Source organism: Caballeronia sp. LZ043 (assembly GCF_031451075.1).
GTDB lineage: Bacteria > Pseudomonadota > Gammaproteobacteria > Burkholderiales > Burkholderiaceae > Caballeronia.
The window spans coordinates 161,960-175,506 of record NZ_JARUXT010000001.1 but is presented as its reverse complement, the minus strand read 5'-3'; the positions used below and the strand labels follow the sequence as shown (position 1 = coordinate 175,506).

The 13,547-nt window shown below is 65.1% G+C and carries 11 protein-coding genes; 3 read left to right on the top strand and 8 right to left on the bottom strand.

Annotated features, from left to right (window positions below; all coding sequences use genetic code 11):
• Positions 1-47 precede the first annotated feature (47 nt).
• From gshB to QCE64_RS00840, 4 genes are all read right to left on the bottom strand, one after another.
• A complete protein-coding gene (gene gshB / locus QCE64_RS00855; RefSeq protein ID WP_309928977.1) occupies positions 48-1,004 on the bottom strand; it encodes a glutathione synthase in 957 nt (318 codons plus the stop codon).
• 52 nt (positions 1,005-1,056) lie between these two features.
• Positions 1,057-2,346, bottom strand: coding sequence for a glutamate--cysteine ligase (gshA, locus tag QCE64_RS00850; RefSeq protein ID WP_309807077.1), 1,290 nt, complete (start codon positions 2,344-2,346; stop codon positions 1,057-1,059).
• Positions 2,347-2,658: 312 nt separating this feature from the next.
• Positions 2,659-4,125, bottom strand: a complete 1,467-nt coding sequence (locus tag QCE64_RS00845) for an ammonium transporter (protein WP_309913443.1) — start codon at positions 4,123-4,125, stop codon at positions 2,659-2,661.
• Positions 4,126-4,156: 31 nt separating this feature from the next.
• On the bottom strand, positions 4,157-4,495 hold the full coding sequence (locus QCE64_RS00840) for a P-II family nitrogen regulator (protein WP_014190273.1): 339 nt from the start codon (positions 4,493-4,495) through the stop codon (positions 4,157-4,159).
• A gap of 444 nt (positions 4,496-4,939) precedes the next feature.
• On the opposite strand from QCE64_RS00840, the gene QCE64_RS00835 reads away from it, so the two are divergent.
• Both QCE64_RS00835 and QCE64_RS00830 read left to right on the top strand, forming a co-directional pair.
• A complete protein-coding gene (locus tag QCE64_RS00835) occupies positions 4,940-5,209 on the top strand; it encodes an accessory factor UbiK family protein (RefSeq protein WP_310002449.1) in 270 nt (89 codons plus the stop codon).
• Between the two features lie 94 nt (positions 5,210-5,303).
• Positions 5,304-6,848: a YifB family Mg chelatase-like AAA ATPase gene (locus tag QCE64_RS00830; RefSeq protein ID WP_310002448.1), complete on the top strand. Its 1,545-nt coding sequence runs from the start codon at positions 5,304-5,306 to the stop codon at positions 6,846-6,848.
• 377 nt (positions 6,849-7,225) lie between these two features.
• On the opposite strand, the gene QCE64_RS00825 is transcribed toward QCE64_RS00830, so the two are convergent.
• Positions 7,226-7,831, bottom strand: a complete 606-nt coding sequence (locus QCE64_RS00825) for a hypothetical protein (RefSeq protein ID WP_404987114.1) — start codon at positions 7,829-7,831, stop codon at positions 7,226-7,228.
• 166 nt (positions 7,832-7,997) lie between these two features.
• Here QCE64_RS00825 and QCE64_RS00820 point away from each other — a divergent pair, with 166 nt between their 5' ends.
• Positions 7,998-8,534, top strand: a complete 537-nt coding sequence (locus QCE64_RS00820) for a TlpA disulfide reductase family protein (protein WP_309807071.1) — start codon at positions 7,998-8,000, stop codon at positions 8,532-8,534.
• A 56-nt stretch (positions 8,535-8,590) separates the two neighbouring features.
• On the opposite strand, the gene QCE64_RS00815 is transcribed toward QCE64_RS00820, so the two are convergent.
• From QCE64_RS00815 to QCE64_RS00805, 3 genes are read right to left on the bottom strand one after another with little or no spacing between them, the layout of a single operon-like run.
• Positions 8,591-9,925 (bottom strand): sigma-54 dependent transcriptional regulator, encoded by a 1,335-nt coding sequence (locus tag QCE64_RS00815; protein ID WP_309913432.1) that lies wholly within the window; start codon positions 9,923-9,925, stop codon positions 8,591-8,593.
• A gap of 32 nt (positions 9,926-9,957) precedes the next feature.
• The gene (locus QCE64_RS00810) at positions 9,958-11,940 is read right to left on the bottom strand and encodes an ATP-binding protein (RefSeq protein WP_404987111.1); all 1,983 of its coding nucleotides are present in this window, start codon (positions 11,938-11,940) and stop codon (positions 9,958-9,960) included.
• 45 nt (positions 11,941-11,985) lie between these two features.
• A complete protein-coding gene (locus tag QCE64_RS00805) occupies positions 11,986-13,275 on the bottom strand; it encodes a dicarboxylate/amino acid:cation symporter (protein ID WP_309807068.1) in 1,290 nt (429 codons plus the stop codon).
• Positions 13,276-13,547 lie beyond the last annotated feature (272 nt).

Here is a 13,547-nt window from a genome sequence, read left to right as displayed (position 1 = left end):
CGACTCGGTTCTGGCGCTGCTCACCCGCTTCAACGCGGGTATCCCGCTCAGTGAACCGCGCGCTCCAGCGCGTCGATGAACATGCCCGCGACGTCGAAGCCCGTCTGATCCATGATTTCGCGGAAGCACGTGGGGCTCGTGACATTGACCTCGGTGAGATAGTCACCGATGGCGTCCAGGCCCGCGAGCAACAGGCCGCGTTCCTGCAGCACCGGCCCGAGCATTTCCGCGATTTCGCGATCGCGCGCCGACAGCGGCTGCGCGCGGCCGAGCCCGCCCGCCGCCAGATTGCCGCGCACTTCGCTGCCCTGCGGAATGCGCGCGAGCGAGTAAGGAACCGGCTGGCCGCCGATCACCAGAATGCGCTTGTCGCCGTCCTTGATCTCGGGAATGAAGCGCTGCGCCATTACCGTGCGCGCGCCGTCCTCCGACAGCATCTCGACGATCGACCCGAGATTCATGCCATCCGCCTTCACGCGGAACACGCCCATGCCGCCCATGCCGTCGAGCGGTTTCAGGATGACGTCGCCATGCTCGGCGTGAAACGCGCGCAGCCGTGCGGCGTCGCGGGTGACGAGCGTCGGCGTGACGAACTGGGGCCATTCCGCGATGGCGAGTTTCTCCGAGTGATCGCGAATCGCCTGGGGCTTGTTGAAGACGCGCGCGCCGCTACGCTCGGCGATCTCCAGCAGCCACGTGGCGTTCACGTACTCCATGTCGAAGGGCGGATCCTTGCGCATCAGCACGGCATCGAAATGCGTGAGCGCGAGATGCTCGGCCTGTTCGGCCGCGAACCACGGCCAGCGGTCGCTGTTCGCCTCGTCGCCGACGATCGCAATGCGCCGCACGCCCGCCTCGACCTTCGTGCCGGTCCACGCAAGATGCTGCGGCTCGCACGCGTACAGCACGTGGCCGCGCCGCGCGGCTTCGGCCATCATCGCGTAGGTCGTGTCCTTGTAGATCTTGAAGCGGTCGAGCGGGTCGGCGATAAAGAGAATGTTCATGACGATTTGCGGGTTCGGTGCGCGGCCTGCGAGCTTACCGCAAGCCGCCCGATCACACCTGAATGGCTTCCGGGTCGGTCTTTTCAAGCTCGACCGATGCGGCCAGGAGCCCCAGCCGCGCCACCACGCCATACATGTAGAAGCGGTTCGGCGGCGCGGCGCCGGGCTTCGCGTGGGTGTCCGGCAACGCCGTGTGCTCGAAGCCGAGCGGCACGAAATGCATGCCCGGCGCGTTGAGGTTCTGGTCGCGCTCGCGCGATTCGTGCACCCGGTAGAAGCCGCCGACCACATAGCGGTCGATCATGTACACGACCGGCTCGGCCACCGCGTTCTCGACGCGCTCAAAGGTGTGCACGCCTTCCTGCACGATCACGTCGTGCACCTGCAAGCCTTCCTTCGCGTCGTTCATGCGGACGCGCTCGCGCTTGGTCAGCGCCGCGACCTCGCTGGCGTCGTGCACCGTCATCACGCCCTTGCCGTAGGTGCCGGCATCCGCCTTGATGACCACGTACGGCTTCTCGCTGATGCCGTACTCGCGATACTTCTTCGCGATCTTCTTGAGCACGCCGTCGATGGCATCAGCCAGCGCTTCCTCGCCGGTGCGCGCCTCGTAATCCACGCCTTCCACATGCGCGAAGTACGGATTCACCATCCACGGATCGATCTCGACCAGCTTCGAGAACTTCTTCGCGACGTCGTCATAGCAGGAAAAGTGCGTCGACTTGCGCCGCACCGCCCAGCCCGCGTGCAGCGGCGGCAACAGGTACTGCTCGTGCAGGTTCTCCAGCACGGGCGGGATGCCGGCCGAGAGATCGTTGTTCAGCAGGATCGAGCACGGGTCGAAGTTCTTCAGGCCGAGACGTCGCGGCGTGCGTTCGAGCGGTTCGAGCACGATCTTCTGGCCGTCCGCGAGCGCGATGGTCACCGGGCCATGAATGTTTTCATCGAGCGTGCCGAAGCGGATGTTGAGCCCCGCCTGTCGCATGATGAGCGCGAGACGCGCGACGTTCTCCAGATAGAACGCGTTGCGCGTGTGGCGCTCGGGAATCACGAGCAGATTCTTCGCGTCCGGACAGATCTTCTCGATCGACGCCATTGCCGCCTGCACCGCGAGCGGCAGCACTTCCTGCGGCAGATTGTTGAAGCCGCCGGGAAACAGGTTGGTGTCGACGGGCGCGAGCTTGAACCCCGCGTTGCGCAGGTCGACCGAACAGTAAAACGGCGGCGTGTGCTCCTGCCATTCAAGCCGGAACCACCGTTCGATGGCGGGCATGGCCTCGAGGATTTTCCGCTCGAGGTCGAGCAGCGGGCCATTCAACGCCGTGACTAAATGCGGAACCATGTAGTACTCGCAGTGCGTTTTGCGTATGACCGGAAAGGCGCTCAAGCCCCCGCCGGCCGTTACAGGGGAGCGAAGATTGTAGAGCAATTGCCTTGCCCAATTGGGGATGAACCGGCAATTGGCAAGGTTTCCCGGGCTTGATCCGCCGGCCTTCCGGGCCCGATGCGCCGCAATCCGCCGCGCTCCCATGGACGAAACCCCGACGCGCGCCCGAGGCAAAAAAATGCCCGCCTGAAAGGGCGGGCAAAGTCGCTGCGCTCATACCTTTGCGCTGGCCGGACGTCCTCTCGCGACGTCCGGCAAACCTCGTTGTTACTCGACGTGTTCGCCGTGCAGCGTGACGTCGAGACCCTCGCGTTCCTGTTCTTCGGTGACGCGCAGCCCCATCGTCATGTCGATGACCTTCAGCAGGATGAAGCTCACCACGCCGCTGTAGATCAGCGTGACGAGCACGCCCTTGGCCTGGACCAGCAGGCTGCCGTCGAAGCCGCCGATGTCCTTCACCGCGAACACGCCCGTCAGCAGCGCGCCGATGATGCCGCCGACGCCGTGCACGCCGAACGCATCGAGCGAGTCGTCATAGTTGAACTTGTGCTTGAGCCAGGTGGCCGACCAGAAGCAGACCACGCCCGCCACGATGCCGATCACGATCGCGCCCGTCACGCCGACAAAGCCCGACGCCGGCGTCACCGCCACCAGGCCGGCAACCGCGCCCGAGATGATGCCCAGCACGGACGGCTTGCCCTTGGTGATCCACTCCGCGAACATCCAGCCGAAAGCGGCGAATGCGGTGGCAATCTGCGTCGTGAGCATCGCGAAGCCGGCACGGCCGTCAGCCGCGACCGCCGAACCCGCGTTGAAGCCGAACCAGCCCACCCACAGCATCGATGCGCCGATCAGCGACAGCACCAGGTTGTGCGGCGCCATCACTTCGCGGCCGTAGCCGACGCGCTTGCCGAGCACCAGACAGCACATCAGGCCCGCGATACCGGCGTTGATGTGAACCACGGTGCCGCCGGCGAAGTCGAGCACGCCCGCCGATGCGAGCCAGCCGGTCGGTTCCCAGACCATGTGGGCGATCGGCGAGTAGACGATCAGCGACCACAGCGTCATGAACACGAGCATCGCCGAGAACTTCATGCGGTCGGCAAACGCACCGGTGATGAGCGCCGGCGTGATGATCGCGAAGGTCAGCTGGAACGCGAAGTAGACCGACTCCGGAATCGTCGAGGCGAGGTGGCTCACGGTGAGCGTCGTCGCCTTGTCGCCCTTGATGTAGGCCATGCCGTGCAGGAACACGCGCGAGAAGCCGCCCAGGAACGAACCGCCCGGCGTGAACGCGATGCTGTAGCCGACCACGGTCCAGATGATCGTGATCAGGCAGCAGATCGCGAAGCTCTGCATCGCGGTCGCGAGCACGTTCTTCTTGCGGACCATGCCGGCGTAGAACAGCGCGAGGCCCGGAATCGTCATGAACAGCACGAGGGCCACCGAAGTCAGCATCCACGCGGTATCGCCCGCGCTGATCTTCGACGAATCGACCATGAACGGCTCGGTCGGCGCCGCAGGCGCGGCGTCCGAGGCGCCGGAAGCCGCCGCGGCCGCTTCAGCCGACGAGGCCATCGCCGTGTTGGCGGAAGCCGGTGCGCTGGCGGCAGTGTCCGACGACGCGGGCGCCGAGGCCGCGGCCGGAGCCGACGCGTCCTGCGCGAGAGCGGTGCCGACATTCGCGCCGATCAGCGCGCCCGCCACCATCAGTGACATCAAAAAATTACGCATTCTTCTGGTTCCTCTTATCGCCAATTTCTTCTTAGAGCGCGTCGGCGCCGGTCTCGCCGGTGCGGATGCGGATAACTTGTTCGATTGCGGTGACGAAGATCTTGCCGTCGCCGATCTTGCCAGTGCGCGCGGCGCGTTCGACGGCTTCGATCGCCTGGTCGACGATGTCATCCGACACGGCGGCCTCGATCTTCACTTTCGGCAGGAAGTCGACGACGTATTCCGCGCCACGGTAGAGCTCGGTGTGGCCCTTCTGCCGGCCGAAGCCTTTCACCTCGGTCACCGTGATGCCCGAGACGCCGATGGCCGAGAGCGCTTCACGCGCTTCGTCCAGCTTGAACGGCTTGATGATTGCGGTAATGAGCTTCATGTATCCCTCGCGGTGGTGTGCTGATCCTTCGTTGCCTTCGGAAGCGGGATGCGCCGGGTGTTACCGCCATGTCCGCAGGTCCACGCCGCCGGGAGCAGCGTGCCGAAAAGGTCGCGCCAGTTATGCAACTCGTATGCCATGCGAGTGTTCATGCGGGTTTGCGCGATTTTCCGAAACGCGAGGGCAGAGCCTCGGCCGAACGGCCAGCGCGCGCCGCGCCTGCTGGCGTCGAGGTTGGTTCATTGCTAGAGTGGCCTCGAAGTCCCGCAAAAAGGGGCACGGGCGGGATACGCGAGGCGCTGCGGCGCTAAAATCGCGGCGCCTTGAAGGTGCGCCGAGGCGTGGCGGCGTCAAAGCCGGTACGCACCAAAATCGACCATTCGATTATTCGGGGCACTGACCTAACAATGAATGCACTATTCCTGTGCAAAGAAGGGAGCAACGATGAAACAGCCCAACGACGTTTTCAACGATCTGCAGCAGAAGATGAGCGATCTCTTCAAGAATTCGCCGGCCAAGGACGTCGAACGAAACATGAAGGCCATGCTGTCGCAGGGCTTTTCGAAGCTTGATCTCGTGACCCGCGAGGAGTTCGACACGCAGACGCAGGTGCTGATGCGCACGCGCGCGCGGCTGGAAGAACTCGATAAGCGCGTCGCGCAGCTCGAGCAGCGTCTTGCTGGCGGGAGCGGAGGCAGCACCGCGCAGGACTGAGGCTCCTCACTCCTCACCCGCGTATCCCGGCCAGCGAGCCGTCAGTTCCCAGATGTGTTGCCGGCGCGTGTGCCGCGCCGTTTCAGGTGAAATCATGTCGCTTGCCGTGGTACGCAGCCGCGCGCCCGCTCCTGGGCGCGCGCCGGAAGTCGTCGTCGAAGTCCATCTCGCCAACGGGTTGCCGTCGTTCTCCATCGTCGGTCTGCCCGATCTCGAAGTCCGCGAAAGCCGCGAGCGCGTGCGCGCCGCGCTGCAGAACTGCGGCTTCGACTTTCCCGTACGCAGGATCACCGTCAATCTCGCGCCCGCCGATCTCCCGAAGGAGACGGGCCGCTTCGACCTGCCGATCGCGCTCGGCATTCTCGCCGCTAGTGGCCAGATTCCCGTTGAATCGCTCGAATCCCGCGAGTTCGCGGGCGAGCTGTCGCTCACCGGCGCGCTGCGCCCGATGCGCGGCGCGTTTGCCATGGTCTGCGGCGCCGCGCGCCAGCATGCGTCCGCACACGAGCGGGGCGAGCGCGTGCCGGAAATCTACGTGCCGCTCGCGAGCGCGGCGGAAGCGGCGCTCGTGCCGGGCATCGAGGTGTTCGGCGCCGCTGACTTGCCGGCGCTCTGCGCCCACCTGAACGGGGTGCCCGGCGCGCGCCTGCGTCCGGTGCAGGCCGCATCGCTCGAACAGACGGCCGCGCCCGGCCCCGACCTTGCCGACGTCATCGGTCACCCGGCCGCCCGCCGCGCGCTCGAGGTCGCCGCGGCAGGCGGACATCATCTGTTGATGGTGGGCCCGCCCGGCGCGGGCAAGTCGATGCTCGCCGCCCGTCTGCCCGGCCTCCTGCCGCCGATGAGCGACGACGAAGCGCTCACCTCCGCCGCGATTCTCTCCGCCAGTTCCATCGGCTTTGCGCCCGAGCAGTGGCGGCAACGGCCGTTTCGCGCGCCGCATCACTCATCGAGTTCGGCTGCGCTCGTCGGCGGCCGCAATCCGCCGCAACCGGGCGAGATCACCCTCGCCCATCTCGGCGTGCTGTTTCTCGATGAAATCCCCGAGTTCGACCGCAAGGTGCTGGAAACCCTGCGCGAGCCGCTCGAAGTCGGTCACATCACCATCTCACGCGCCGCCCAGCAGGCCGACTTTCCCGCAGCGTGCCAGCTGATCGCGGCGATGAATCCGTGTCCCTGCGGCTGGCGCGGCGATCCGAGCGGCCGCTGCCGCTGCTCGCCGGAGGTCGCCACGCGCTATCTGCGCAAGCTGTCGGGGCCGTTGATGGACCGCATCGACATTCAGATCGAATTGCCCGCGCTGTCGCCGGCGGAATTGTCGGCGCGCAGCACTGCGCGCGGCGAATCGAGCGCCGTGGTCGCGGCCCGCGTGGCGGCGGCGCGCGAGATCCAGTTGCGGCGCCAGGGAAAGACCAATCGCGAACTGAGCGGCCGCGAAGCCGACGCACTCTGCCGCCCCGACGCCGACGGCGAAGCGCTGCTTCGCGCGGCCGGTGAGCGGTTCGGGTGGTCGGCGCGGGCGTACTACCGCGTGTTGAAAGTCGTGCGGACGATCGCCGATCTGGCCGGCGCCGACCGGCCCGACGCCGCGCATGTGGCAGAAGCCGTGCAATACCGGCGTGCCCTGTCGGTGGCCTGAGCGGGCCGAAACGCTCTGGTTCGGGGCTCGTAAGGCAGAAACATGCTTGTCAAGACTTGACTTATGCACATTGGAGCGATCCGGGACCGATGTTTGTCTGATCAAACCCCGGAAACAACGTTTCTGCACAGACTATTGATTTTATTGAATTATTTAACTTGCCGCGAACGCAGGCAAAGTAACGTAAACCGCATCAATCGGGCATGTGCGCGTAAACGTAAGCTGTTTTCCACATAGTTATCCACAGACACTGTGGATAGTGCAAAAAACCCATATGAATCCGTCGATTAGCTTCCAAACTTGCGACGGAACTTTCAGTCCGGAAGCGGAACAAAGCCGCCTCCGTTGTCAGTGAATGCTGAATTCGAGGGTTCCCTCTAAAACAGCTTGAACGACGAAAAGAACTGATCTGACTGCTCGGCCGGCGGCATTTTGTCCCCGACGATCGCGACTTGATAAACGTGCGCACCGCGCGCCACGAAGCGGGCGTGAATGGTTCGCGCCTCGCGCTTGGCGCCGCTCTCGCCCTGAACTTCGATCTCGCTTCCGGGGACGTGGCCGCCCATGGCGAGGTCGATCTGTGTATCGCGTGTGGCAGGCCGCGCGTTCACGTTGCGCGCCAGTCCCGCCTGGAGAAAGTCCAGCGCGGCGCGCTGCAGGGCCGGATCCGAACTCGGCAGCACCACGGTGCCGACGGCGAACACGGCGTCGTTGGCCTCGGCGGTCTGCATGCGCATCGTCATCGCCTGGCCGGCAATTTCGATCTCGCGTTCGTCCGAACGCGGCTTCGCAGGCAGGGTGACTTCGTAGCCATCGTCGTTGTTCATGATGGTGCGCCAGTCGTAGGCGGGCGTGCAGGCCAGCAGCGCGCCGCATGCGACAGAAGCGCACACCACGGCACGCATCGTCCGGCCAGCGAAGAGATTCGTATGGCGGAAATTCGAGAGAGAAAACCTGCCGGACAGAGGGAAAGCTCGCTTCATGGAAGACTCGTGGAAAACTCGTGCGTGAAAACCTTCATTATCTCGCGCTGATCCCGGGCCTATCGGCGCGTCACGACTCCATCCCGAAAACGGCGCTAGAATACGCAGCACTTCCCCGTGCGGCCGCGCCAGTCTCCGGCGCCGTTTCCGGCAATCCGAGGTTCACATGTCCCAAGCCACGCAAGACTCATCCAGGCGCGCCAAAGGCCCGCTGCGCTATATCGCGATGGCGCTCGTCGCGGGCGTCATCGCCGGCACCGGCTATTTCGCCTTCGGCGGCCAGCAGAAGGTGCCGGACGCGACCTTCACGCTGCTGTCCGGGCAGAAGGTCTCCACTCAGGGCGATCTGAAAGGCAAGGTCTATCTCGTCAATTTCTGGGCGACGAGCTGCGAAACCTGCATGAAGGAAATGCCCGACATGATCAACACGTACAACAAGTTCAAGGGGCGCGGACTGGAATTCGTCGCGGTCGCGATGAACTACGACGCGCCGATGTACGTGACCAATTACGCGCAGACGCGCAATCTGCCGTTCAAGGTGGCGATGGACGACGGCAGCGTCGCCAAGCAGTTCGGCAATGTGCAATTGACGCCGACCACCTTCGTCATCGACAAGAACGGCAAGATCCTCAAGCGCTATGTCGGCGAGCCGACTTTCGCGGAACTGGATCAACTGCTTGACAAGGCGCTCAGCGCAGCCTGAGCAGAGCCACCGCCTGGCATGCGACGCCCGCTTAAGTCCAGCGGGCGTTTTTCTTTTCAGCGCTCCGCCGCCTCTCCCTTCACCACGATCCCATACCGCTTGATCTTTTCGTAGAGCGTCGCCTTGCCGAGTTGCAGCCGGTCCGCCGCCACCGCGACCACGCCGCCGCAGTGCTCCAGCGCTTCCGTGATCACCGCGCGCTCGAACAGCTCGGTGCGCTCCTTCAGCGATTGTGTCGACGGTTCCAGCGCGGCCGCGCCGCCGTCGTCGAGAATGCCCAGCACCATGCGGTCCGCCGCGTTGCGCAGTTCGCGCACGTTGCCGGGCCAGTCGCGCTGCATCAGTTCCGCGCGCTGCCGATCCGTGATGAGCGGCGCGGGCCGCTCGTAGCGCACAGCGGCATCGAGCAGGAAATGCTCGAACAGCGGCACGATGTCTTCGCGCCGTTCGTTGAGCGGGGGCAGCGTGATGGTCACGACGTTCAGGCGGTACAGCAAGTCGCGCCGGAACGTGCCGTCGGTGACGAGTTCGTTCATGTCGCCCTTCGCCGCCGCGATGACGCGCAGGTTCGCCCGCACCGGCTGGTTCGAGCCGAGCCGCTCCAGCACGCCGTCCTGCAGCACGCGCAGCAGCTTCACTTGCAGCGAGAGCGGCATGCTTTCGATTTCGTCGAGAAACAGCGTGCCGCCCGAGGCGGCTTCCAGCTTGCCGATACGCCGCTTCTGCGCGCCCGTGAAAGCGCCGGCTTCATAGCCGAACATCTCCGATTCGAACATCTGCTCCGGCAACGCACCGCAATTCACCGCGATGAAGGGTTTGTCGCGACGCGGCGACATCTCGTGCAGGCTCCGCGCGATCAGCTCCTTGCCCGCGCCGGTATCGCCGTTGATGAGCACGGACGCGTCCGTCGGCGCGATGTTCGCGATCAGCTGGCGCACCTGCCCGATCGCCGGACTGCGCCCGATGATGCGGCTCTGTCCCGCCAGCTCGCGCCGCAGCGCCTGGTTTTCGAGCACCAGCGACCGCCGCTCCAGCGCGCGGCGCACCGCTTCGATCAGGCGCTCGGAGGCAAACGGCTTCTCGATGAAGTCATAGGCGCCGTCGCGCATCGCCTGCACGGCCATCGATATGTCGCCGTGACCGGTGACGAGGATCACGGGCACTTCCGGCGCGCGTTCGCGGCATTGCGCGAGCAGGTCAAGACCGCTCGCGCCCGGCAGGCGGATGTCGCTGACGATCACGCCCGGAAAGTTCGCGACGATCAGGCGCTCCGCAGCCTCGACGCTGCCGTGCCCGGTCACGTCGAAGCCCGCGAGTTGCAGACTCTGCACGCTGGCGCGCCGCACGAGTTCGTCGTCTTCGATGAAGATCACCTGCAAACCGGTGGTCATGTCTTGCTCCAGCTAGAGGTTGCGCGGCACGTTCACGCGCGCCGCAGCGTCAGTACGAACTCCGCGCCATGCGAATGATCGGCATCGGCCTGCGTGCCGCCCTCGGGACCGTCCGCGACGATCGGCGCCTCGCGATTGCGCGCGGCCAGCGTGCCGCCGTAATCGCGCGCGATCGCCGATGAAATCGCCAGGCCGAGGCCCAGCCCCTGGCCCATTTCCTTGGTCGTGAAGAACGGCTCGAAGAGGCGCGGCAGGGCGTCGGCGGGAATGCCGGGACCATTGTCGCGCACCGTGAGTTCGATCGACCCGGCGCGCGCATCGAGTTCGATGACGATGCGCGGCCGGTCGCACGACGCCACCGCGTCCAGCGCATTGCCGACCAGATTGATCAGCACCTGCTCCAGCCGCAGATCCTCGCAGCGCACGAACAGCGGCGGGCTGTCGCCGTCGAGCTCCGGCGCGATGTCGACCGTGACGTGCTTCATGCGCGGACGCAACATCGAGAACACGTTGCGCAGCGCGCGCGCCACGTCGGCGCGCGCGTTCTTCGGCCGCGCCTTGGTGACGAACAGCTTGAGCTGGTTCGTGATGTTGCCCATGCGCTCCGTCAGCGCGGCGATCGCTTCGAGATTCTCGCGCGCCGCCACCTGCTCGCCCCGCTCGATCAGCACGCGGGTGTTGTCGGAAAAGCTGCGCAACGCGGCGAGCGGCTGATTCAGTTCATGCGTGATGCCCGCCGCCATCTGACCGAGCGCGGCGAGCTTGCTCGCCTGGATGAGCTCGTCGTGGGCGGCGCGCAGGTCCTGTTCCGCGCGGGTGCGTTCGGCCACTTCCTTGGTCAGCTGCGCGTTGGCCTGCGAGAGGTCCGCCGTGCGTTCCGCGACGCGCTGGTTCAGTTCGGCATACGCGGTCTGCAGCAGTCCGCGGCTGCGGATCATCTCGCGCACGCGCGCGCGCCGCATGCGCCAGTAGAACGCGAGCAGGCACAGCGAGACAAATACGAGCGCGGTGACGATCACGGCGTTCTGCGCGGCGCTTTCTACGGGATCGAGCGCGGCCATCGTGATGAGCTGCCAGTCGGGCTCGCCGATCGAACGATGGGTCGCGAGGAACGCCGGCGCATTGCGGCCGCCGCCCACGCGCACGATCTGCGCGCCGCCTTCGAGCGTCTTCACGATGCTGAGCGGCAGCGGCGTGATGGCCTGCTGCGCGTACTGGCGCGTCGCGTACACCGAGGCCTCGACGTTCTGCGGCAGCGGCCGCACCGTGTGGTACTTCCAGCCCGGCACCGACGAAAGAAAGATGACGCCGTGATCGTCGGTGACGATGAGCGGTTCCGACGCATCCGCGCCTTGCAGCCACTCCAGATTGAGCTTCACGACCACGACGCCGATGACCTCCTTCGTGCCTTCGCGATACACCGGCTGCGAGATGTAGTAGCCGGGTTCGGTCGAGATGGTGCCGATGCCGAAGAAGCGGCCGACGCCGCCCTTCATCGCGTCGATGAAATACGGCCGGAAGTTGTAGTCCACGCCGACGAAGCTGTCGGCCCCGTTCCAGTTGCTGGCGGCCACGCAGATGCCGTTGGCGCGGATCAGATAGGTGACGGTGGCGTGCGCGCGCGCGTTGAGGTCTTCGAGGTAGCGGTCGGCACGTTCGACGCGCGCCGCGTCGGGATGATCGAGCACGTCCTGCACGACCGGATGCCGCGACAGCAGGTACGGCAGATATTCGTAGCGGTCGAGCGTGCTCTTGAGGGTATTGGTGGTGCGATCGACGCGCGCGGCCGCATTCAGCCGCAATTCGTCGGTGCCGCGTTGCCAGGCCACGTGCCACGTGAGCGCGCAGCACGCCATGAGCGCCGCGAAAAGCACGAAGAACACGAGGATGCGGCGCGTCACGTGGGCTGAGTCCCGCGAAAGAGGATCAACCATTGTGGCATACGCGCCCGCGAGATCCGGACCCGCAGACGACGGCGGCGAAGCGCTCGTGGAGTGAGGCTTCGCCGCTTGCATGATGACGTCGTCCGGAGGAAGGAGGCCTGAAGTGCCCGGGCCGGCTTAGACCGACTTCGCTTCTTCGACGTCGGTCACGTCGACGTCACGGGACAAGGCCGCTTTCAGCTTGCTGCGGTCGAGTTCCTTTTCCCATGCCGACACGACCACCGTCGCCACGCCGTTGCCGACGATGTTCGTCAGCGCGCGGCACTCCGACATGAAACGGTCGATGCCGAGAATCAGCACCATGCCCGCGAGCGGAATGGTCGGCACGACGGCCAGCGTCGCCGCCAGCGTGATGAAGCCCGCGCCGGTCACGCCGCTCGCGCCCTTCGAGGTCAGCATCGTGACCGCGAGCAGCGTCAGTTGCTGGCCCCACGAGAGATCCGTGTTGGTCGCCTGCGCGATGAACAGCACGGCCATCGTCATGTAGATGTTGGTGCCGTCGAGGTTGAACGAGTAGCCGGTCGGCACGACCAGACCCACCACCGAGCGCGAGCAGCCGAGCTTTTCGAGCTTGAGCATCAGTTGCGGCAGCGCGGCTTCCGACGACGACGTGCCGAGCACGATCAGCATCTCTTCCTTGATGTACGCAACGAACTTCAGGATGTTGAAGCCGACCATGCGGGCGATGGCGCCGAGCACGAAGACCACGAACACGATGGAGGTGAGATAGAAGGTGCCGATGAGCTTGAGCATCGGCAGCAGCGAACCGATGCCGTACTTGCCGATGGTGAACGCCATCGCGCCGAACGCACCGATCGGCGCGAGCTTCGTGATGATGCCGACCATGCCGAACAGGATGCTCGACAGGCCTTCGATGAAGTTCGTCACCACCTTGCCGCGCTCGCCGACGTGCGTGAGCACCGCGCCGAACAGCAGCGCGATCAGCAGGATCTGCAGGATTTCACCTTGCGAGAACGCCGAGACCAGCGTGTCCGGGATGATGTGCATGAAGAAGTCGACGGTGCTCTGGCCGTGCGCCTTGGTCGCGAACGAATCGACGGCCTTGTGGTCGAGCGTGGCCGGATCGACGTTGAAGCCGACGCCCGGACGCAGCAGGTGCGTCGCGGCGAGGCCGAGGATCAGCGCGAAGGTCGAGACGATTTCGAAGTACAGCAGCGCCTTGCCGCCGACGCGCCCCACCTTCTTCATGTCTTCCATGCCGGCGATGCCGGTGACGACGGTACAGAAGATGATCGGACCGATCACCATCTTGATGAGCTTGATGAAGGCGTCGCCGAGCGGCTTCATGTCGGTGGCGAGCGCGGGATAGAAGTGCCCGAGCGCGATGCCGATGATGATGGCCACGATCACCTGCACGTACAGGATTTTATGGAGAGGTTTTTTCACGATGTTTCCAGGCAATAACCAGCAGTTGGCGGGAAGTCAGCCAGCGGCGAGCGTGACGTGCGGGAGGATTCGTCCGTGCGCGGTGAAGCTTCGAGGGATGCGTCCGGTGAATCGCGCCGCAAGGGCGTTTAGCCGCTTCGTCGACGAATTCAGGGACGTTGGGATGCGAGAGGGGTCATCGGCTTGTCTCCTTGACTTTTATGGGCGGCTCATGGGCCGTGCCTTTCTGATTGCAAGGGTGATGCCAGGATTCACTCTTCTATAAGCCGCTG

Excerpts from the sequence above, each read along its gene's own strand:
- QCE64_RS00820 (WP_309807071.1), top strand. The coding sequence starts at position 7,998 with ATGTCCCAAGCCACGCAAGACTCATCCAGGCGCGCCAAAGGCCCGCTG.
- gshB (WP_309928977.1), bottom strand. The coding sequence starts at position 1,004 with ATGAACATTCTCTTTATCGCCGACCCGCTCGACCGCTTCAAGATCTAC.
- QCE64_RS00825 (WP_404987114.1), bottom strand. The coding sequence starts at position 7,831 with ATGAAGCGAGCTTTCCCTCTGTCCGGCAGGTTTTCTCTCTCGAATTTC.
- QCE64_RS00830 (WP_310002448.1), top strand. The coding sequence starts at position 5,304 with ATGTCGCTTGCCGTGGTACGCAGCCGCGCGCCCGCTCCTGGGCGCGCG.
- QCE64_RS00845 (WP_309913443.1), bottom strand. The coding sequence starts at position 4,125 with ATGCGTAATTTTTTGATGTCACTGATGGTGGCGGGCGCGCTGATCGGC.
- QCE64_RS00840 (WP_014190273.1), bottom strand. The coding sequence starts at position 4,495 with ATGAAGCTCATTACCGCAATCATCAAGCCGTTCAAGCTGGACGAAGCG.
- QCE64_RS00810 (WP_404987111.1), bottom strand. The coding sequence starts at position 11,940 with ATGCAAGCGGCGAAGCCTCACTCCACGAGCGCTTCGCCGCCGTCGTCT.
- gshA (WP_309807077.1), bottom strand. The coding sequence starts at position 2,346 with ATGGTTCCGCATTTAGTCACGGCGTTGAATGGCCCGCTGCTCGACCTC.
- QCE64_RS00815 (WP_309913432.1), bottom strand. The coding sequence starts at position 9,925 with ATGACCACCGGTTTGCAGGTGATCTTCATCGAAGACGACGAACTCGTG.
- QCE64_RS00835 (WP_310002449.1), top strand. The coding sequence starts at position 4,940 with ATGAAACAGCCCAACGACGTTTTCAACGATCTGCAGCAGAAGATGAGC.